Origin of the sequence: Fibrobacter sp. UWB12, assembly GCF_900142485.1 — a bacterium.
In the GTDB taxonomy this organism is placed as follows: Bacteria; Fibrobacterota; Fibrobacteria; order Fibrobacterales; family Fibrobacteraceae; genus Fibrobacter.
In genome coordinates this window covers 46,745-67,801 of record NZ_FRAZ01000001.1, presented here as the reverse complement: position 1 = coordinate 67,801, position 21,057 = coordinate 46,745, and the positions used below count along the sequence as shown (strand labels likewise).

At 47.2% G+C, this 21,057-nt stretch carries 21 protein-coding genes; 4 read left to right on the top strand and 17 right to left on the bottom strand.

The window, feature by feature from the left end; translation table 11 throughout:
- Nucleotides 1-27: 27 nt before the first annotated feature.
- Genes BUA34_RS00245 through BUA34_RS00225 form a run of 5 tightly spaced genes read right to left on the bottom strand, consistent with a single transcriptional unit; the run spans nucleotide 28 to nucleotide 4,704 of the window.
- Nucleotides 28-384, bottom strand: a complete 357-nt coding sequence (locus BUA34_RS00245) for a prepilin-type N-terminal cleavage/methylation domain-containing protein (RefSeq protein ID WP_083579689.1) — start codon at nucleotides 382-384, stop codon at nucleotides 28-30.
- Nucleotides 385-391: 7 nt separating this feature from the next.
- Entirely contained in the window at nucleotides 392-808 is a 417-nt protein-coding gene (locus tag BUA34_RS00240; RefSeq protein ID WP_139255841.1) for a type IV pilus modification PilV family protein, read from the bottom strand.
- The gene (locus tag BUA34_RS00235) at nucleotides 805-1,794 is read right to left on the bottom strand and encodes a bactofilin family protein (protein ID WP_139255840.1); all 990 of its coding nucleotides are present in this window, start codon (nucleotides 1,792-1,794) and stop codon (nucleotides 805-807) included. Before BUA34_RS00235 ends, BUA34_RS00240 begins: the two co-directional genes overlap by 4 nt.
- Nucleotides 1,742-2,950 (bottom strand): hypothetical protein, encoded by a 1,209-nt coding sequence (locus tag BUA34_RS00230; RefSeq protein WP_072826749.1) that lies wholly within the window; start codon nucleotides 2,948-2,950, stop codon nucleotides 1,742-1,744. Before BUA34_RS00230 ends, BUA34_RS00235 begins: the two co-directional genes overlap by 53 nt.
- Complete coding sequence (locus BUA34_RS00225; protein WP_072826748.1) at nucleotides 2,947-4,704, bottom strand: type II secretion system protein GspD; 1,758 nt, start codon at nucleotides 4,702-4,704, stop codon at nucleotides 2,947-2,949. The genes BUA34_RS00230 and BUA34_RS00225 overlap by 4 nt, the downstream gene beginning before the upstream one ends.
- A gap of 437 nt (nucleotides 4,705-5,141) precedes the next feature.
- Here BUA34_RS00225 and BUA34_RS00220 point away from each other — a divergent pair, with 437 nt between their 5' ends.
- Together BUA34_RS00220 and BUA34_RS00215 are read left to right on the top strand one after the other, a co-directional pair.
- Nucleotides 5,142-6,110 carry a coiled-coil domain-containing protein gene (locus BUA34_RS00220; protein ID WP_072826747.1) on the top strand — a complete coding sequence of 323 codons (969 nt, stop codon included), beginning with the start codon at nucleotides 5,142-5,144 and terminating at the stop codon, nucleotides 6,108-6,110.
- 76 nt (nucleotides 6,111-6,186) lie between these two features.
- Nucleotides 6,187-6,618: a hypothetical protein gene (locus tag BUA34_RS00215; RefSeq protein WP_072826746.1), complete on the top strand. Its 432-nt coding sequence runs from the start codon at nucleotides 6,187-6,189 to the stop codon at nucleotides 6,616-6,618.
- Nucleotides 6,619-6,700: 82 nt separating this feature from the next.
- Here the strand turns inward: BUA34_RS00215 and BUA34_RS00210 are convergent, their stop codons facing one another.
- The 6 genes from BUA34_RS00210 to BUA34_RS00185 all read right to left on the bottom strand — a co-directional run bounded on the left by BUA34_RS00210 (nucleotide 6,701) and on the right by BUA34_RS00185 (nucleotide 13,113).
- Nucleotides 6,701-8,302 carry a hypothetical protein gene (locus BUA34_RS00210; protein ID WP_072826745.1) on the bottom strand — a complete coding sequence of 534 codons (1,602 nt, stop codon included), beginning with the start codon at nucleotides 8,300-8,302 and terminating at the stop codon, nucleotides 6,701-6,703.
- Between the two features lie 103 nt (nucleotides 8,303-8,405).
- Nucleotides 8,406-9,350, bottom strand: a complete 945-nt coding sequence (locus tag BUA34_RS00205) for a hypothetical protein (RefSeq protein WP_072826744.1) — start codon at nucleotides 9,348-9,350, stop codon at nucleotides 8,406-8,408.
- A complete protein-coding gene (locus BUA34_RS00200; RefSeq protein WP_072826743.1) occupies nucleotides 9,337-10,170 on the bottom strand; it encodes a TIGR02147 family protein in 834 nt (277 codons plus the stop codon). The genes BUA34_RS00205 and BUA34_RS00200 overlap by 14 nt, the downstream gene beginning before the upstream one ends.
- A 136-nt stretch (nucleotides 10,171-10,306) precedes the next feature.
- Nucleotides 10,307-12,031: a SpoIIE family protein phosphatase gene (locus BUA34_RS00195; RefSeq protein ID WP_072826742.1), complete on the bottom strand. Its 1,725-nt coding sequence runs from the start codon at nucleotides 12,029-12,031 to the stop codon at nucleotides 10,307-10,309.
- An 84-nt stretch (nucleotides 12,032-12,115) separates the two neighbouring features.
- Nucleotides 12,116-12,523 carry a hypothetical protein gene (locus BUA34_RS00190; protein WP_139255839.1) on the bottom strand — a complete coding sequence of 136 codons (408 nt, stop codon included), beginning with the start codon at nucleotides 12,521-12,523 and terminating at the stop codon, nucleotides 12,116-12,118.
- Entirely contained in the window at nucleotides 12,520-13,113 is a 594-nt protein-coding gene (locus tag BUA34_RS00185) for a hypothetical protein (protein WP_072826740.1), read from the bottom strand. The genes BUA34_RS00190 and BUA34_RS00185 overlap by 4 nt, the downstream gene beginning before the upstream one ends.
- Before the next feature lie 105 nt (nucleotides 13,114-13,218).
- Between BUA34_RS00185 and BUA34_RS00180 the strand changes: the two genes are divergently transcribed.
- The gene (locus BUA34_RS00180) at nucleotides 13,219-13,983 is read left to right on the top strand and encodes a hypothetical protein (RefSeq protein WP_072826739.1); all 765 of its coding nucleotides are present in this window, start codon (nucleotides 13,219-13,221) and stop codon (nucleotides 13,981-13,983) included.
- A gap of 196 nt (nucleotides 13,984-14,179) precedes the next feature.
- The gene (locus tag BUA34_RS00175; RefSeq protein WP_072826738.1) at nucleotides 14,180-16,024 is read left to right on the top strand and encodes a DNA topoisomerase IV subunit B; all 1,845 of its coding nucleotides are present in this window, start codon (nucleotides 14,180-14,182) and stop codon (nucleotides 16,022-16,024) included.
- A gap of 194 nt (nucleotides 16,025-16,218) precedes the next feature.
- Here the strand turns inward: BUA34_RS00175 and BUA34_RS00170 are convergent, their stop codons facing one another.
- The 6 genes from BUA34_RS00170 to BUA34_RS00145 all read right to left on the bottom strand — a co-directional run bounded on the left by BUA34_RS00170 (nucleotide 16,219) and on the right by BUA34_RS00145 (nucleotide 20,977).
- Entirely contained in the window at nucleotides 16,219-17,541 is a 1,323-nt protein-coding gene (locus BUA34_RS00170) for a hemolysin family protein (RefSeq protein ID WP_072826737.1), read from the bottom strand.
- The gene (gene ybeY, locus BUA34_RS00165) at nucleotides 17,534-18,019 is read right to left on the bottom strand and encodes an rRNA maturation RNase YbeY (RefSeq protein WP_072826736.1); all 486 of its coding nucleotides are present in this window, start codon (nucleotides 18,017-18,019) and stop codon (nucleotides 17,534-17,536) included. The genes BUA34_RS00170 and ybeY overlap by 8 nt, the downstream gene beginning before the upstream one ends.
- Nucleotides 18,019-18,309, bottom strand: a complete 291-nt coding sequence (locus BUA34_RS00160; protein WP_072826735.1) for a hypothetical protein — start codon at nucleotides 18,307-18,309, stop codon at nucleotides 18,019-18,021. The genes ybeY and BUA34_RS00160 overlap by 1 nt, the downstream gene beginning before the upstream one ends.
- Nucleotides 18,310-18,540: 231 nt before the next feature.
- A complete protein-coding gene (locus BUA34_RS00155) occupies nucleotides 18,541-19,308 on the bottom strand; it encodes a metal ABC transporter ATP-binding protein (protein WP_072826734.1) in 768 nt (255 codons plus the stop codon).
- The gene (locus tag BUA34_RS00150) at nucleotides 19,308-20,183 is read right to left on the bottom strand and encodes a metal ABC transporter solute-binding protein, Zn/Mn family (RefSeq protein WP_254794250.1); all 876 of its coding nucleotides are present in this window, start codon (nucleotides 20,181-20,183) and stop codon (nucleotides 19,308-19,310) included. Before BUA34_RS00150 ends, BUA34_RS00155 begins: the two co-directional genes overlap by 1 nt.
- Complete coding sequence (locus BUA34_RS00145; protein WP_072826732.1) at nucleotides 20,183-20,977, bottom strand: HAD-IIA family hydrolase; 795 nt, start codon at nucleotides 20,975-20,977, stop codon at nucleotides 20,183-20,185. Before BUA34_RS00145 ends, BUA34_RS00150 begins: the two co-directional genes overlap by 1 nt.
- Between the last annotated feature and the right edge of the window lie 80 nt (nucleotides 20,978-21,057).

Here is a 21,057-nt window from a genome sequence, read left to right as displayed (position 1 = left end):
TTCGTAGAACGAGACATCCAGTTATTTCTAGAAACGCGAGCGGATTTCATCGCGAAATTCGCGAATCGTTTGACAGTCGCGGGATGCACTAGATGTTCGAAATTCGCGGGAATCGCGGACAGTTTGAACGCCGCGAGATTCTTGATATGTACGAGATTCGCGCGAGGCAGTATCGCAAGGCGAGAGACCACGGACAAAGCGGGTGCGGCAGCGCAAGTCCTCGGCGCGCTCTGTCGCAAAACGAACGTAGTTGTCCGAAGCAGCAGTTGTTCCGTGGAGAAACATCGCGTAAACGTTAAGAGAAACGGCTCCAAGAATCGACGCTATGGCAAGCGCAACGAGCATTTCCAAAAGCGTAAAACCGCGAAATTGCCGTGAATTCATACGCACCTCACCTACACCGCACCAAGCGCTTGAGCGAACATCCTCCATGCTCTACGACAGCCCACGCTAAATGCGAATTGCCCGGAACACGGGTGAAGCGAACCGAAATCGCCGACGATCCAAGGGAACTCGAGACATTTTGCGAGAATGCGTCAGTCAGAGAATCCGCGCAATTCGAATTATTCGCTATCAAAGATTCCATTGTCGAAAGGACGTTTTCGAACCGTTCCACGCGGTAACGTTCATCTGAAATTTCGCGATTGAAAAAGTTCCATGCGCCAAGCATCGCGGTCGTTCCGATAAGCAAAACCGCCAATGCCACACAAACTTCAGGCAACGTAAATCCAAGTCTAGAGTTTATAGCATGGGCAACACAAGATACCCTGGATACTTCACTTCGTTCAGTATGACGAGAGCATGTCATAAGCGCCTCCGGGCAAACACAACAGGCCGAGAATCCATACAAAACGGCAAAAGCGCTCTTGATGAATCGAGCAACACTGCAGAAGAATCGCGGTCCAGAACGCCCGAAGGAGCAAGCGCAACGCCTTCAAAAACAGCCTTTTCAAGAAGCGCCAAACGATTCCCGCGATACCCCACAGCAACAGCAATACTCGGGAAGCCCATTTTAGCATGCCCTGAGATTTCCACATTCCGCTTTGAAAGTAGAATTCCTCCAAGCGAAACATTTCCCGAAACAGTCACGCCTGCAAGCCCGAATATTTCTATAAAGTCCGCACTCACCGCACCTTGCAGAGCCACATTTCCAGCGGCATAAATTCTAAGCGTATCAAAATGAACGTTTCCACGAATCTTGACATCGCCCTCGACTTTCGCCATAAACGAACGTACCGAAACACGCCCGCTGTTTTCGGCAAAGGCCCCCGAACGGCCAAGGTCTAGCGTCAAATCGCCATCGCTCACATTCAACGCCACCGAAGAAGCACGCCCCATAAAAGTTGAATCTAGATTGAAAAAACGACGATTCCCCGAAAGTGACCTGAGACCATCCGACTGCAAAATGCGCTCCCGCAAATTTTGCTCCAAAGAGACGGCACAATGAGCCCATTCCGACGCAGAATAGCGCCCGTAAGCATGGCCTAAAAGGAATTGGAACTTTCCAGCCTGCCATAAAGTCCATGGTCCAAGCACGCGAGATTCAACCACCGGAAGTTCTGCAAAATAGCCGTCCGAGAAACCTTCAATCTTCGCTATCACAGCCGATTCCGCCAAATACATCTCTTGCGTTTCGTAAGCAACATGCGCTACCGATCGGCGAAGCGGTCCTGGCAAACGAAGCAGCGCAGTCATCAAAATCGAAAGAACAAGCAACACGCCTAGCACTAGCGGCAAAACACTACCGCGCCCCCACCGTGACAATCGATGAGACCTTTGGCGACTCGATCTCATAACGCACCTCCTTACGGCCACAACGCAACACAACTTCATTCCCGCCTATTTCTTTTACGCGATAACTCAAAAGCGAATCTCCGACCGAAAGTGTTTTCGTTTCACCCATCGCCGTTTTCATAAGCGCAACACGTCCACCTACAATTCCAAGCAACTTGCATTCCAACGAATCGCAAGCACTCCGCGATGTTCGCCGACTTCCAGACATTTCATCATACGCAACACTCGCGCGTCCAAGGTTCCATTTTGCAGGGAGCAAATCGCGATGACCTTCAGCCCACGCCAACAATTCCAAATCACGCGCCGCAGGCGACGACAATTCAACAGCAGGAATATCCTTGTTGGGATGCATAACTACCGAACGACCAAAGAACATCGCAAGTAACAATCCCAAAGACAATAGCATCAATGCACACATCGACCACCTCCGTTTCTCACAAGGTTTCATCGACTGACATTCATCTAAATCTAGGCCATTCCAAAAAGGATCTTTTGCCCCCAATTGGAACAAAGTTTTCATATTCCAAGTTTCATCGCAGCAGATACAAATTTCGCCAAATAAGCCTGAACTAGCAAATAATTCATCCGTTTTCAAGAACGATTTAAAGCGTTTCACACGATTACGGCAACGTTCATCAATGCAATCGCCATATCCAAATTCTTCGGACCAATGGCATAACCGACCTTTCGCAAAAACGAGAATATACAAGACACTTTTCCAAAGCGCAACCAACATCAAATTTCCATTTTCCGCGCAGTCTTCAGCATGTCCCGCGCACATATCATCACACTTCGAACACTCCACACCATTCCATCCACCTCGCAATATTTTATCCGCAATAGCATAAAGCGCAATTTGTCGCGGCAGGCAGCAATCAATCTTTTTTCGGTAACATTCAAGCGGTTCATTTGCAATCGACACGAGGTAACGATGTTTGCGGCCATCTGATGCGTTGAAAGAAACAAGCGGCCAAAAGAACACACGATTTTTCGCACATTTTCCATCGACAGGATTCGCACCAAACGCATTTCTACAATCCTCATCAAATCGTTTTTGCAATTCCGTTTCCGTGAGAGTTCCATCAAATGCGGTAGTCACCTCCCACGTCATCATCCGCGCTGCAACAGGCGCGATTCGCCTCGTCCACCCCATCATTTCGTTTTCTCCACACTTGGCGTGATGAAAATTGCAAGTTCAATTTCATCCTCTTCTTCGGATGTATAGCTGAACAACCGCCCCAACAAAGGAATACTCCCCAAGAACGGTACCGCCGAGCGCACTTCCGTTTTGTTCTTGCGAATTAAACCACCCAAACAAAGTGTTTCACCATCGCGCAACACGACCGTCGTCTTCATGTTGCGCGAACTGATATCACGCGGGCCATCGCCGCTGCTCCTGCCCGCCGTCTTTATCTCCGGAGAAACGGAAAGCGTTATCAGCCCATCCTGCGTCATCGTCGGCGTAAGCTCCAGCGAAATGCCATCGTTAAACGAGCGGTAATCTGTAATCGGATACCCATCCGCAGAAACTTGACTGACAAGGTAATAGACCGTATTCGTAACATTCAGTTCCGCTTTATTGCCGTTGAGCGTTGTTATGCGCGGGCGCGCAAGAACTTTCGCCTCGTTATTTTCTTCCATCGACGAAAGTTCTAGTTCGAACCGATCCGGCAAAATTCCAATTTTGCCGAACGCGCCCGACTTCGAAATATCCTTTCCCAAGAAATCAAAGAATCCACGAGCTTGGATATCGCGCTCCCCTACATTCCGCGTAGCCCCGCTCCGCACGCCAATTGCAAAGCCCCGCCCCTTGCGAAATTCGACAATCACACAAGCTAGCGTCACCTGCATTTGCGGCACATCAATCATTTCCAGAAACTCCGCAGCACGTTCCATTGCCCGCGGCGAACCTCCAAGTACAAGCGCATTCTGTTCCCGGTACTCCGAAACACTGATTTCCATACCTTTCATAAATTTTGAAAGCTGCGCCATAGCTTTTTCTGGCGCAACATGCTTTAACGAGTAAACTCGCATATCGGCAAGCGCCTTAAAAACCCCTTCTTCAGAAACCAAAAGGGATGCCGAATCCAAGCGGAACGTAAATGCGCTTCCGCGAAAAAGTGATGTTAAAAGTTCCGGCAAAGGAACATTCTTAAATGACATTTGTACCGTTTCATTCAAGTTTCCATAAATCGCCAAATTAAGTTCAGCCTCGTCCGCAATCACCTGGAGCGCAGACTTTAACGGAACCGACTGCAAATTCACCGAATACAAATCACCCACACGTTCTACTGAAATTTCCGCGCCATCCGGTGAGCTATTCAAAACGTTCCCGTCATTCCCTGTTCTCGCCCGAGAAACACGCAAGCAACCACGCTCCCCGCGCACTTTGAACCCGTTCGATTCCATCAACACTCGAATCGCCTTTTCCGGAACCATTCCCCTCAAGTTTCCAGTCACCACACCATCTACATCGTAATCCGCAAGTACATTCACACCCATATTCAGGCTGAATTCATGAATAAACTCACGAACATTCATGTTCTTGACATCAATCACCGCCCCGGAATCCGTAAGAGCAATTCGACCGTCCAAAGTTCGCGCTCGGCGAATATGATAAACACTCCCCTCCTGCACCAACTCTAGGCCATTTGCTGCACACAACGCCGTAAGCCCTTCAAAAAGGCTCAGCCCTTCTAGATGAAACGTCACGCGCACATCGTCCGCATCATCCGTCAAAATCGATGTTCCATAAGCACGCGAAAGAGTCCGCGCCACCTCTGCCATAGGGACTCCGGCAAAATCAAGCATCACCGAACTCGGCGGAGACTTTTCCGAAAAGCGACTAGGCGCAGCACCGACACACAAAAACAATGTCAAGAGGGATATTCCCAAGATCCTCAGAAGCATACGCTTCTCCTAAATGCGCATGCCCGCGTTTCACCAACAAGTGAATAATTGCGGCCCCTGCCCGGGATAAAATTAAAGGATCAAAGGAACGATATAATAAGCGGTTTTCAAAATAGAAAAACTTTTCAAGAAAAGTATGCGACAAATCAAAAAAAGTGCTTTTATAAAGCAAAATAAAATACATGCGGGCGGGGCCCAAGCGCCAACGCTTCTTACTTTATAGACTATTGCAAGGTGATTTGAAATTTTCGGAACTTTAGTCCCCAGTGAGGCGAATCACCTCGTTTTTTCGCGAAATTTCAAAGCCTCAATTTAGAATTTTAGAACAAAACATGCGATTTTTAAGCAAAAACGGCACTTTTCATAAAATTGGCACGATTATTGCTCTTTTTAGGGCAAAGGAGTGAAAAACACCCTTAATCAAGGAAGGATTAATTATGAAATCAAAATTCATCGCAGTTCTCACACTTTCGACACTTGCTTTTTTTGCAACCGCATCTGCAAAGAGCAACTTCTCGGATATGAGAAGAGTCAACAAGGCCGACATTTCCTCCGAAATTTCGACTGAAGTCAAAACCGAAATCACCGACAAGAGCGATTTCGAAAAATTACGTGACGAAAGTAAGGAAGCACGCAAGGAACTCTTGGACAAAATCAAGCTCGACAAGGATGAACTTGCAGTAGTCCCGCCGACACCGCCGAAGGCTGATATCGTTCCGCCGACCCCGAAGACGGAAGAAGAACTCCAGGCCGAACGCGAAGCCCACGAAGCAGAAATGGCAGCCAAGAAGGCCGAACATGAAGCTAAGAAGGCTGAAGAAGAAGCAAAGCGTGCCGAACGTGAAGAAGCTATGAAGGCTGAACACGAAGCTCGCAAGGCTGAAATGGAAGCAAAGCGTGCTGAAGAAGAAGCAAAGCGCGCAGAACGCGAAGAAGCTATGAAGGCCGAACGCGAAGCCCACAAGGCTGAAATGGAAGCCAAGCGTGCCGAAGAAGAAGCTAAGCGCGCAGAACGTGAAGAAGCTTTGAAGGCTGAACGCGAAGCACGCAAGGCTGAAATGGAAGCTAAGAAGGCTGAACTCGAGGCAAAACGCGCAGAACGCGAAGAAGCTTTGAAGGCCGAACGCGAAGCACGCAAGGCCGAAATGGAAGCCAAGAAGGCCGAACTTGATGCAAAGCGCGCAGAACGCGAAGAAGCTTTGAAGGCTGAACGCGAAGCACGCAAGGCCGAAATGGAAGCCAAGAAGGCCGAACTTGATGCAAAGCGCGCAGAACGCGAAGAAGCTTTGAAGGCCGAACGCGAAGCACGCAAGGCTGAATTGGAAGCCAAGAAGGCTGAACGTGAAGCCCAGAAAGCTGAAAAAGAATCTGCAAAAGAAGAAAAGACCGTTGCTACGATTGAATAAGGAATTTTAATTCCTTAGAATTGGGCGGCGGAGAAATACCGTCGCCCTCTTTTCGAGTCTTTTCAAGGTTAACGCTATGAAAAACACAAGTAAAATCATCGCACTTTTGACCGGATCGGCGCTCGTGTCGGTTCCGCTTGCACAGCCGGAATCCGATATTGCAACTCCTATCGAAAAGACCGAAATTACACAAGGCGTACCCGACCTCGGGCAAAAGCAAAAAGAAGACTGGCAACGTTTACGCGAAGAACGCAAACTAGCTAGACAACAAATTTTATCGGACATCAAGGCAAACGCCAAAGATGAAGTCAAGGACGTTCAAGAAGAATTGCTCCAGCAAAAAGCAAAGAACAACATCGAGAACGAAAATCGAGGAAACGTCAAGGAAAATGTTATCCGCAAAGGGCCGTTTGAGAATCAAGATAAAATCAAGCCGGGAAACCCTCCATTTGATGTTCCGCGTCCAGGCGAACACGGGCCATTATTCCCCAAAGGTCCAAAGATTTAGCTACTCCAACCCCAACACAAAGCGGTGTCCTAGGACACCGCTTTTTTTAGCTCGTTGCAGGAATCAATTCATCAGAAATCAATTACATCGGAGGCGGAGCGTAGAGATATGCCCCGTTGCTACAGTACAAAACGCAACCATCGATCTCTTTGGTCGTTCCATCACCATCGCAAGCCGTTCCGATATGCGGGCTGGACTGGCAACGGATAGAAGGGTTATCGCACTCTAATTCTTCGGCACATTCGTAAAACCTGTAGCGTTCCACCCACTTGCCATTGACGCAGATGTAGTTTTCGCTTCTATAGAGATTATCATTTGCGTAAATGCGGAGGTCGCGGCTAGATTCCGAACCATCGCAAGGTTCGCTCAGCCATTTGTCGTTGCAATATTCCTTAAGGCCGTACTTGCTGCAAAGTTCGTATTCGCTGTAGCCACATTCCGGAGACAAGGCGTCACATCTGGGAAGTACGGAAATTTCAGACCAGAATCCGTTATGGCATTGATACGGATATCCCGTCTCGCAGTCTTCGGCAATAGTGCCTTCATAAATAGGATCGCAGGAGCCACAGCCGACCATTCCCAGTTTGCATTTGAGCTTGCTGACATGTACGCAAATTTCATCACCCAAGCCGTACTCTTTCCATTTGCCATTTTCGCACTTGTAATGGCCTTCGAATTCACCTTCCCGGTAGCAGGCTTCGCAATATTCCAATTCACCGCGAGCACAGCGCTGATTTTCTTCCGTTTTCTTGACTTCCCAAGATTCGCCGTAGCAAACGTATATCACGCTATTTTCGCAATCGACGATTTCCTTGATGCCATTCGGTTCGCAAAGGCGGTAACCGCATCCGCCCATTCCCGGCTTACATTCGTCCGGCTTGATGTTCAAGCAAGCAACTTTTTCCCAATTGTTGTTTCTGCATTGATAGTTGTCGCCGGTCACGCAGTCCACGGCAGAACTTCCGTTCTGATTCACGCAATTGCCTTGAGCGGTCATGCCATCGTAATCCGAGATGTGACGGCATTTTTCCACGGGTTCTTCTTCGCAGCAAACCGGTTTTTGCAACCATTTGTCGCCACAGACAGTTGTCCAGCGACCATTCGGGCAAAATTCGTCCGGAGTTTGCCACTCGCCATCGATACACTTTAAATCCGTATACGTGGCGCAATCATAACTTTCTCTATCTTTATTCGGATCGCAAGGGTGACAGATGCATTTTTCGCCAGGAGGGCAAGCTTCGCATACCACATCCGTCACATGTTTACACAATTCATTGCTAGAGCTCGACCGAGCCACAGAAGACGAACTGTTTTGGCAATAATAGGTTCTGCCCATTCGGCAAAGTTCTTCAACCGAATAACCACACTCCGGCAAGAAAGCATTGCACATCGAGCTAAGACGCAACTCAGACGAAGAACTCTGAGCCGACGATGATGAACTGGTCTTACAATAACGGGTTTCGCCCATTCGGCAAAGTTCTTCAACTGTATAGCCGCACTCCGGGGACAACGCATCACACGTCGGGTGAGCAACAATCTCGGACGAAGAACTTTCAGCTAGCGAAGAATTTGTGCTGTTGAAGCTCGGGCCGGCTAGAGTTTCGTTATCGCAAGCAACTAGCGAAAGCGCCGCCAGCGATGCTACGGCTATGCCGCATGACCATCGAGATATTTTACGTTTCATGGTATTTCTCCTTTTTTATATAAACTTTCCCTAAGCCCCTTGCACCCGCAAGGAGTTATGCATTTGCTTTTCACATTTAATTTTTAGCGTTTAGTCTTTAACTTTAATTTTTCACCCACTCGTCTTTTTGACTCAATTCCGAGCAGGTTCCTTCAGACATATCACCGTTCACAGCAATTCTTTCGATTTCAGGACTTTTATCGATTTCGCCACAGAACTCGAAAAGGAAACGCACCATCTGCTGATTCTTCTTTTGGGCACAAGCATCAGCAGCGATATCCAGCACTGTAATCTTATGACTTGAAATCTGGGCAAGGATATGGCCCGCATATTCGCCTCCATTAATATTCAGCATGTAAAGGCCACAGTTTTCATCAGCCTCGCCCTTTGCAATTGACGTAGCCAGTTCAGAATATTTCAAAGAAGCATTCGGGAACAAGCTAGGCAATACGCCAACATTCTGTTTAACAAAGCGAATCACTTTTTCAAGAACATCGAATTCCGTAGCTTCCGCAGGTATCGGGTTTTGCGTATTAGGCGGTTGCGTGTCAGTATTGCCCTTGTTTGCATCTACAAACGTAGCCGCCAAAACATTGTTATCGAAGTTTTCTTTATCCAAATTAAACAAGTGCAAGTAATCGCCCAAGGAATTGCCGTCAGAATTCATAATTGGGGTCCGGCTTTCACCGTCTTGGCTTGCAGAACTTCCAGGCATCGGATCTACATCAAGCCTTTGCGAACTGCTTGACATTTTGCCTTCTTGACGGTCTCTAGAGCTAGAAGATTTTCTTGAATAAGTATTCTGTTCGCTAGAAGACGAAACTGAATTTTCAACATTTGAAGAACTAGAGATCTGCACAGAGTTTTGGTTCGAACTAGACGGTTCCGAACTCGAAAGACGTTCAGCAATAATCTCATTCGGTTCTTCGGAAGTGCCTGCAAAATTTCCATCGCCACACCCAACGCAGAACAAACTTGCACAAAGGAGAACAATGGCAAAAGAAACAAAACCCGACAACTTGATCGTGTAAACTTTAAACTTGTTCATTGCCATTCTCCTTAACATTCTTGGTCAACGGGAATAACTGCAAATTCAATCTATAAACTTGTTCAATATTCTTATCTTCAGCAGCAATGGAAATAATCTTATGGCGGAAATCATCGAGTTCTTTCACAATCTGTTCGTACGTTTGTCGTGAAATGCCCATTGTAACGCCACTAAAATTGCGTTCTTCTTTAGGGAGATCCAACGCCGGAGTCGCAAGCTTGGACATTTGGCGGTGCATACCGCGCAAGGCAAGGCGAGTCGCATCGGGCGTCCCTTTCACGGACACTTCGGACTGTACAAAATTTCCAGATTCTTTCTTTAAAAGCCCCGCCTTACCCAAGAAGTCAAGCGACTCCTTCACTTCGAGCGCCGAAATCTCGGGATAGCACATCTTAGCCATTTCACCAGGAGTGGCGCCCGGCATAATCGGAGCAAGTTCCCTGAGCACAGGATTGCACCAGGAATCGTAATACTTGAACAAATCACCTTCGAGAACACGAACCTTGTGGACCTTCGCAATTGCAAGCATGCTCTCGTAAGCGGCTTTCTTTTTTTCTTCGGTTTCTGCCTGACCGAATTCGACCATCGCACGGAAATAATCCATTTCAAATCCGACAAGCCCCATTGCAAAGCCAGTGCGTTCAACACCTATACGGCTGAGCTTGCTTTTTCCGTCACACACGACCTTCATATATGAGGGTGAGCTAAATCCCGTAATTTTCGAGAACTCACGCCACGAAAAAGCGGAACAGCGCTTGCGCTCTTCATAAAAGTCTCGCATGTACATGCGGAAATCAGAATATTCGACAATCGGTCTCATACTCCAAAATATACATGGTTTTTCATGCTACGTCAATAGTTTTATGCTACAAAAATGCAGAAAATTATTAAAATTTAAGCAATTTCACAAAAATTCATTATCAAAAAGTTCGTTATGCAACACCCTGTAGCATATACTACTTCATCTCGAACGAGACCATCGTAATATCGTCGAACTGGGGAGCGTTTCCGGCATGCGCCTTCACCGCCATACGCACTTTTCTACATCTCAGGCGCACAGAATCATCCTTCGATTCATTCAAGACCTTTAGCAAGCGTTCCATTCCAAATTCTTCATTATTCTCGTTAATCGCTTCGGGAATGCCATCGGTATACGTAAATATGGAATCGCCCGGTTGCAACTGGACTTCGAAATCCCTATACCTGTAGCCATCCATCCCCGCAAGAACAAATCCGCTCTTGAGATCCGCTATTTTGAAGTCCCCATCTTTATGCTTGATAATCGGTTTTTCGTGCCCGGCATTCGCATAAACAAGCTGTCCAGTCCTGATATTCAATATACCGCAAAGGCACGTCACAAACATATCATGGACATTGTGTTCAGCAAGTTCGTCATTGGCCCGATTCAGAGCCTCGGCAGGCGAGAGTCCCTGTTGCAAATTATGCTTGAGGACAATTTTTGAAACCATCATGAAAAGCGCCGCAGGAACACCCTTCCCGGAAACATCCGCAATCAACAACGCGAGATGATCGTCGTCAATAAAAAAATTGTCGTAAAAGTCTCCACCGACTTCCAAAGCAGGGCGCATCACCGCGTAAAAGTCAAAGCCATCGACAACAACGGGCCTAGAAAGGCTCGCCCGCTGTATAGCCGTCGCAATGGAAAGCTCCGTGTGGACCTTTTGTTCCTTAGCTGTCACCTCTGTCAAATTTTTCACATAATCTTCCAACTCGACAGCCATTTCTTTATACGAACGAGCGAGCTTTCCGACTTCGGAAGTATAATAGACGTACTTTTGGCACTTGTGCAAAATGTTCTGGATTTTCAAATCAATATCAGTTTGCTGACCGATCGTCTTTGCGATTTCGCTCATGCGTTCGATAGGCTTTGTCACGGTCCGTTCCATGTAATACAAAAATCCTAGCGACACCCAAATTCCGATATTGAGAAGCCCGCCAATCAAGAAATACACGTAGCTCCAAAGATAAAGGTTACTCTCCCCATATCTAAGCGCAATAGTTGGGTAACAGGCAATTCCAATCGCTATCGAAATAATGATACTCGACGCCAGAAAGAACAAAATAAATTTTTCGTTTAACGAAAATGAAAAAATGAAATTTTCGGAAGAGCCCGCTTCTTTGCGCATTTTGCGCTGATAATGCAACGACGCCAAAATAAGGTACGGGAAACCGATTACCACCATGGTGATAAACTGGTTAAAGAATATATTGGCAGAAAGCATCGAGAAATAAGATTCATCATACTTGAGCTTTATGACGCTCACGACCATGAACGCCGCGGCGACAGAATCCAGGAGCACAATAAGCATGTACTGGACATTCTTGTGCACCCTGTCGAGCTTAAACTTATTTTCGTCATTTTTACGGAGTTTATTCCAAATTACGGCAGGGACATACCCATAAATAATCTGGATAAAGAATCCTGGAATAAAGATAACGGGCTCATACCCCGACATGATATCGGCAATGAGATTCGCGACCGCGCAACCAAAGACACCCCAAAAGCCAAACGAGATGCCAAACAGCAACGGAAGTGCCGCAACAATTCGAACCTCAGTCGTTTCGGAAATTCTAAACAACTCTCTGCACGGAACTCCGAAAACAAAGAACACAAGCCCACAGAGAAACGCAATAAGAAAATATTTACGTATATCTTTCATACTTCCCCTTCGTCTTTTTCAATATAGTCTTTTTTTGCGTTACCGCATTTTTTCTAACGAGAAATGCAATCTACTTTGGATTATTTAAAAGAAAAACCTTTCAATGATATATTTCAATGGCATTATCACCACGTAACACATAATAATATACCAAGCAGTCAACACAGCAAAGGGTAAAATCGGGGCATAACCAACTGCCGCAAAAACAGTCCAATCCTTATTCTGCACCGGCTTGATTTTCACCGAAAAAAGTTCAAGCAGCAATAAAACAGATGCTACCGATAGAGCAAGGAACATTGTAGTTGTCACAAGAACAAAAACAGAGCTAATTAAAATCTGTTCAACAACTTCCGCTAATGGAACAACCTCTTCCGATGATACTCCAGGAGCTCCCTTTCTGAACAGATATAAGGGAGTTGCATGCACCGCAAGACACGCCGTAGAGATAAAGGCAATCAATGTCAAAAATTTATCAATAATCTTATCTATCAATTTGACCACCTTATATAGCAAAGAGAAGCACTAGCCCATCTATCAGGGTTACCCTTCAAGACAACGATTTTATCAGAATAAGGGCCAGGCTCAATCGTGATTCCATCATAAGGTTCAACATCGTAAACGACTTCAACGGAATCCCCTTTTACATCAACCCCTAAACTTGTTCCTTGAACAACGGCTCCAATGCCACCATGAAAATGAAATCTATAAGTCAAAATATTCTTTCGGACGCCATCATCATCCAGATATTGAAGATGCCATACGTACAATCTGTTTTTGCCTATAAAAAATTCATGTAAAAAAGAATCGTCTTGACTTTCTCTTTCCAAAAAAAGTTTCTTGCCCTCTAAGTAACAAGTTTTCGCATTTTTGCCATAACCAGCTACTATATCCCCTTTGGTATGTTGGTATATAGAGTAGATATCGCCTTCAATGGGATTATAACATGAATAGCAAAATACCATATACAAAAGAAACGTCGTGGTGACGAATAATTTCACCAGCCGATCTTTTCTCTTCAAATTACTTATGCTTGTCGTCAAATTTTTTTTACTTGTCGAAATAAATTTCTTGAATTTCATCATCGATGCGTATAATGTACAAAATACAGCACACCTAATTTAGCTTCTGCTCAAAAAAAATGAATTTGTTTACTATATTAGCTTTCCAGAAACACAAGAAGGAAAATAATGTTAAAAAGAATCGCACTTGCAGCAGCACTTACGGCTACCGCATCTTTTGCTACCTGGGATTTCTTCCCGGTTTTGGAAGGAGGCAGAGGCCAGGCCGAATTAGCCTTCTTTTACTTTAATGTCGAAAAACTTTCCGAAGTACAGATTGCAGCAGGCGCCCGTTATTCTATCACACCGAGCTTTGAAGTAGCAATCGGCATTCCGTTCCTCGCCTACGCCGCATACGATGGAGAATCCTATGATGACGTTGCAGGTCTTGCCCAAATTCAGCTTATGACCCGCTACCAGTTCACACCCAACGTAAACGCATTTGTGGACTTCATTCTCCCCTCTTGCAGCAAAGAAACATGTGACGACGATGGTGCATTCGGTTTCCACTTCGGTGCCCAGTTCTCCCTAAAATCAAACATCGTAAACTTCGGTTCTGAACTAGGCCTCCAGCTCCACACTTCCGGCGATGACGAAATAAATCCTCCTTGGGAATTGAACATCGGTGCAGAAGCGGATTTCGAAATCAACCCGGTATTCGTTCCGTACATCGGTATTCAAACTCACATTTTGCTCGGCAAGTTCACCTACAAGGGTGAAGGCATTAGCAACGACTTCACTGGCAAAACGGGCTTTGATCCGTACTTCGGCTTTACTGCAAACTTCACTCCGCAATTCTATGCAGGCGCAGAACTCAGATTCGGCATTGGCGAAGAATACTACGGCAAGTACACGCGTATGATGCTAGGAATCAAAGCGGGCATCAACTTCTAAAAAAATCCCGCTTAGACTTTGCACTCTAGATAAAACATCTAGAGTGTTTTTTTGACTTTCTAAAATGCTCTAATGTGCAGTATTCAAAATTTTTATATATTTGCATGACGATCATAGCTAACGCGAAAAAGCCCCATTGAGGTTGCTGAGAAAATCGTTTGCTATATATGGAATTGAATTTTAAAGAGATTGATTAATGGCAGCTACGAAATATACAGAAGACAGCATCAAATCCCTAGAGTGGCATGAACATATACGTCTGCGTCCCGGCATGTACATCGGTAAGCTTGGCGACGGACAGAGCCCGGACGACGGCATTTACGTGCTCGTCAAGGAAATTATCGACAACTCCATCGACGAATTCGTGATGGGTGCGGGCAAAAAAATTGAAATTGATATCGACGACCACGCAGCACGCGTGCGCGACTACGGTCGTGGTATTCCTCTCGGCAAGGTCATCGACTGCGTATCGAAGATTAACACGGGTGGTAAGTACGATTCCGAAGCGTTCCAGAAGTCGGTTGGTTTGAACGGTGTGGGTACAAAGGCCGTGAACGCCCTTTCCACAAAGTTCATCGTCAAGAGTTTCCGCGACGGCCGCATGAAGCAGGCTGAATTCTGCCGCGGTGTGCTTGTGCAGGACTACAAGGAATGTGCAACAACCGAAAAGAACGGTACCGAGATTTACTTTGAACCGGATGCCGATATTTTCAAGAACTACCGCTTCCTTCCGGCCTACATGGAAGAGAAGGTCTGGAACTACGCGTACTTGAACAACGGCCTCCAGCTCGTGATGAACGACAAGGTCTACACAAGCCCGAACGGCCTTTTGGACCTTTTGAACAAGCATGTGGACGACACCATCCGCTATCCGGTGATTCATTTCAAGGACAAGGATATCGAATGTGCCTTCACGCACGGCAACCAGTACGGTGAACATTACTACAGCTTTGTGAACGGCCAGCACACCACGCAGGGCGGTACACACCAGCAGGCATTCCGCGAAGGCATCGTCAAGGGCGCCCGCGACCACTTCAAGAAGGACCTCGATCCGTCTGACGTACGTAACTGCATCATCGGAGCCATTTCCGTACGCATCCAGGAACCGGTGTTCGAATCCCAGACAAAGACAAAGCTCGGTTCTACAACGGTCGCTCCGGGTGGTGCCCAGCTGCGCTCCTGGGTCGTAGATTACGTCGCAAGCCAGTTCGACAACTACTTGCACAAGAATCCGGAAACTGAAAAGGCTTTGCTCAACCGCATCACGCAGAACGAACGCGAACGCAAGGAAATCGCAGGCATCAAGAAGCTCGCCAACGAACGTGCGAAAAAGGCGAACTTGCACAACCGCAAGCTGCGCGACTGCAAGATTCACCTCACCGACGTCAAAAACGCGCTCAACCGCGAATCGATGATATTCATTACAGAAGGTGACTCCGCATCCGGCTCTATCACCAAGGCCCGCAACGTGCAGACGCAAGCTGTGTTTAGCCTCCGCGGTAAGCCGCTCAACAGCTTTGGCATGACGAAGAAGGTCGTGTACGAGAACGAAGAATTTAACTTGTTGCAACATGCACTCGACATCGAAAACGGTCTCGAGAACTTGCGTTACGACAAAGTGATTATCGCGACCGATGCTGATGTGGACGGTATGCATATTCGTCTTTTGCTCATGACATTCTTCTTGCAGTTCTTCCCGGAACTTGTGGAACAGAAGCACCTGTACATCTTGCAGACACCGCTTTTCCGCGTGCGTAACAAGCAGGTGACCAAGTACTGCTACGACGAAGTCGAACGCGACAAGGCCGCAAAGGAAATCGGCAAGACCGGTCTCGAAATCACTCGATTCAAAGGTCTTGGCGAAATCAGCCCGGAAGAATTCGGACAGTTCATCAACGAGGACATGCGCCTTGAAACGGTGAGCATCCCGCCCGACGCCTCGCTCGGCAAGATGCTGGAATACTACATGGGCAACAACACGCCTATGCGCCAGGAACACATCGTGCTGAACCTGAGAGCCGACGCCGTAGAAGAACTGTAGCGGTCATCGGCCGTTAGTCATTAGTTTTTAGTTTATAGTTTGGCGACTTCGTCGCGATTAAAAAACTAATGACCATTGACTAAAAGCTATTGACTAAACCTTAAATATCTACAGAAAAAGCTCGCGATTCCAAAGGTCGCGAGCTTTTTATTTTTTAATGGAGATGCCCGCTCAAGGCGGGCATGACATATGACTTACACTTTATGGAGACTTTGCGTCTTGGGGCCTTTCACGCCGGCAGGGAGAATCATCATGACCTTTTCCATGCGGGTGCCGTCCATGCGCAAAACGCGGAACGTGTAACCCTGAATCTTGACTTCGGCGCCCGGCGACGGGATGATTCCAAGCGTTGCCTGGATGAGGCCGGAAAGCGTTTCCACGTGGGAATTCTCAGGCGGCTTGAGTTCCACATCGAGTTCGTATTCCAAATCCGAGAGCGTCATCAGCGGATCGAGAATGTAGCGCCCGTCCTTCAACTTCTGCACGTCCTCGTCTTCGTCCATGTCGTCTTCATCGCGGATTTCACCGACGATTTCTTCGAGAATGTCTTCGAGCGTCACAAGACCAGCCGTGCCACCGTATTCGTCCACGACAATCGCGAGCTGGTTACCCGTCTTGCGGAGTTCCGTCAACAGGTCATCAATCTTCTTGTGGTACGGCACGTAGACCGGCGGCATCACGAGCTTCATCAAGTCAAACGGTTCGTCGCGATGTTCCGTGTACCATTCCAAGAAGTCACGGTTCGAAAGGATACCGACAATGTTGTCGACCGTTTCCTTGTAAACCGGCAAGCGAGAATGGCGTTCGTTGTTCAAGACCTTCACCAAATCCTCAAGCGACGTGTCCACATCGATGGCACACATGTCCACACGCGGCGTCATGATTTCGCGCACCGGAGTTTCCACGAAGTCGAAGATATTGAGGATCATCTGGCGTTCTTCTTTTTCAAGCCCTTCTTCACTGAGCGAAGAATCCGAAAGGTCTGCCTGTACAGCATCACGGCGTTCTTCGGGCAAGAAGCTGAGCTTTGCATCGTAACCCAGAGCGTTCAACAACTTGAGGTAAATAGTATGGCAAACGCGACCCACCGGTACGAACGGCATGCGGATAAGCCTGTACAACGGCACAAGAACAACGGACAAAGTATCCGGTTTCAAGTTACCAATCAAGTTCGGGCAGAAAATAGTCACCACATAAATCACGGCACAAGCGCAAAGCATGTACGCCATGATTCCGAGCAACCAAAAATCGTGAGTCCACTGCCACGGGGCATTCGAGAACAGATAAAATCCGAACACGCCGATTCCCACGTCCGAAAAAATTCGGCCAATGGAGACGGTTTCGTTGTAACCGCGGTTTTCAACGATCTTTGCAATCTTTGCTTCGCGATCCGTACGGTCATGGTCTTCACGCTTGGCATAAATGGCTGCAAAGACAGCCTTGACCAAAGTAAAAGACGCCGAAATAAAAAGAAAGAAAACGAGAAGAACAATAGCAATGGTGTTCGTATCACCCATTTTCCATGCTCTCCTTGTCCTTGTATGGATCCAGTCCCAAGAACTCACATTCGCGGGCACGCATCACCTTGCGGTCGGCAGCCTTGATGTGGTCGTACCCCGACAGGTGGAGCAGTCCGTGAACAATCACGCGCTTCATCTCGGCAAAAAAACTGTTGCCGTACTGCGGGGCCTGGCGCTTGACCTGGTCCCTCGCGATGTAGATTTCGCCGAGCATTTCTTCCTCACCCGGGATTTCTTCGTGCCATTCGAACGAAAGCACGTCCGTCACCTTGTCGAGCCCGCGATAGTTCTTGTTCATCTCGCGAACGAACTCGTCCGTGCAGAGCACGATATTGACGTTATTTTCCGTGCCTTCTTCGGCAAGGAGCTTGCGGGCCATAGCTTCGAACTTATCCTTCCACGGGAAGGATTCGATATTCCCCTCGCACAGGAATTCGATATTGTAATTCTTCTTTTTACTAGCAGGGTCTGGCATTAAATGTTATACCACTTTTTTAATACGTTGATAATGGCTTCGGCTTGCGCCTTGCCTGTAATCTTGAACTTGCCTTGGGGCTTGAACATGCCTTGCATTTTTCGGTAACGGCGCAGAGAAACTTTCGGTTCGCTGAATTCACCCGTTTTCGGATCGCGGTCCTGATAGAAGAACATCACGGTCGGCCAGGCGCCCTTCGACAGGACTTCCTTGCTCAATTCCTTGATGACGACTTCGCCGGTTTCTTCGTCGGTGTATTCGACGGTCAAATCTTCGACTTCTGCACTCATTTTTACCTCCAATGAAACACAAGTACTATACAATTATAACATTATTCTTTAAGGTGTTAGGGGCAAGAGTTAGGATTTTAAGGTTATTAGTCACTAGTCAATAGTTATTAGAAACGCCCCCGTCATCCAGAACGAGAAACGACCCCAAAGACGCAAAGCGCCGAGCCCATTCCCCATCGTTACAGTCATAAACAGATCCAATGCCAAAAACCAATGACTAAAGACCAATGACTAATGACCAGTATGATGATGTTCGCAGCAACCGCCATGGGTATGGTCATGGCTCCCGAGAACGCGATGCGGCACCCCGTGGGCAATCAAATCCACTTCGCAGCCATACGTGCGGTGGAGCATTTCTTCGGTCAGGTTACCACCCTCGTGATAGTGAACAGAATGGTTCACGCAAACGACACTCTTTACCTTGTGCGAGAGCGCCATCAGGTCGTGTGTCACTATCACAATTGTCATCGTTTCACTGAATTCGGCAAGCATGTTATAAAGCGCTTCGATTCCAGCGACGTCAATGTTATTGGAAGGTTCATCCAAAAAGAGAATCTTCGGATTACAGACAAGAGAACGAGCAATCAAGACTCGCTGACGTTCACCGCCACTCAGTTCACCCAAGCGACGGTCCAGATAGCCGCCAATATGCACGCGGTCAAGCGCAGCCTTCACTTCGTCCGATTTCGGGGAAAGTCTCAGTTTGCCTGTAGCAACGCACTCGCCCACCGTAATCGGGAAATCAATATTCTTGTTCGTATTCTGCGGAACGTAACCGACAGCAACCTTTTTCGTCGGAACCTTTTCGCCAAACAAGCGCACACTTCCAGAAGTCGGCTTCAAGAGCCCGACCATCAGCCTCATCAACGTGGATTTGCCACCGCCATTCGGCCCGATAATTGCAACAAAGTCATTTTCGTCAATAGAAAGATTCACGTCCGTCAGTACGGGCGACTTTCCATAGCCAAAAGAAAGATCTTTGATGTCGATAGCAGACATTACTTTTTGCCAGCCTGTTTGAGTGCGTCAATAAACTTTTGCGTATTGCCAATAAAGTCAGCGGCGAGCGGATCCGTTTCAACAACGACAGCGCCCAAATCCTTTGCAATCGTTTCTGCAGCACGCTTGCTGAATTCCGGTTGCACAAACACGGCCTTTACGCCATTTTTGCGGCCCATCATGATAAGGTTTGCCAAATCTCTCGGTTTAGGTTCCTTGCCATTCACTTCGATTGCATATTGCTTAAGCCCGAAATCCTTGGCCAAATATCCATACGACGGATGGAACACAATAAAAGACCGGCGATTCAACGGCATATCGATAACGGTTTCTTTCAAGGTACGAGCAATAGACGTTAACTGGTTCTGAACAGCCTGGATTTGATTGATATAATAAATATCATGTCCTGGATCAAGTTTCTTGAGTGCATGGAAAATATTCTGGGCAAGGAACTTCACACGGAGCGGAGAGGTCCAAATATGCGGGTCAAATTCTTCGTCATGGTGGTGAGCCTTTCCATGATGTTCTTCATGTTCCGACTTCATCCATTCGATATTCTTGGAAATATCAACGACTTCGACTTTTTTATTTGCACCCAAAAAGCGAGGCATCCAAACTTTATCTAATCCCGAGCCATCAGAAAAATAAACCTGGGCAAGAGAAAACGCCTTGATTACAGCCGGCTTCGGTTCAAAGTTATGCGGATCGGCACCCGGTGGCAAAAGAGTCACCACATTCACGCGATCACCGCCCACCATCTTAACGAGTGTCGCATACGGTTGCAAAGAAACAGCAACGGTAATTTTTCCATCATCAGCAAAAACAATTGCAGCAGAAATAGCAACGACCAAAAACAAAAGACGGGTAAAGCGCATTATTTTTTCCCTTCTAAAAAGGCGTTAAAATCAATTTCACTAACGTTGTTGACAACAAACTCAGGTTTCACGTCGAGGCGTTCGACATCCGCCATTTTCGATTCTCCGCACAACGGCAGCACAAAACGGCAACCGGAGCGCTTGGCAAGTTCAAAGTCCGTATAAAGACGGTCCCCCACGAACAAGATTTCTTCGGGGCGGTAAAGTTTCAAAAGTCCCGAAAGCATCGCCGGATTCGGCTTGCCAAAACTCATCTCGGGTTCGACACCGTAAGCCGTCTTGAGGAGAGCCATGAAGCTACCGATATCGGGCACGGGGCCGCGTTCATCAGGGCAGACAAAATCCGTATGCGTCACCCAGAACGGGATCCCACGCTGCACTCTAAAGGAGAGTTCGCAAAGTTCGCGATAATCAAAGCTGTTGTGATAAGCGACAAGCACCAGTTCAGTTTCTTCGACCGACGGGCGTAAATTGAGGCTCGGGTCCTGCGCCGCGAACCATTCGTACACTTCCGGATTCGCAAAGAAAAAGACGTTCTTGATTTTGCGTTCGTGAATCGCATCGAGCGAGAGGTACAGCGCCGAAATGATGGAGTCCTTTGCAAGCGGAAGCCCCATAACCTTGAGGCGATTCTCGTAAAAGACCGGAGATTTACTCGTGTTGTTGCTCAAGTAATAGACCGGCACGCGCTTTGCCACGCGATTGACAGTTTCAACCGCACCCGGATACGGGCGACCGCTCAAATAAAGAGTTCCGTCTAAATCAAAAACAACAGCTTTTACAGGACTTTTCACGGGATGTAATATAGAAATTTAGTCTTTAGTCTCGAGTCGCTAGTCATTGGTCTATAGTGATTTGTAGTTTGGTTTGCTAT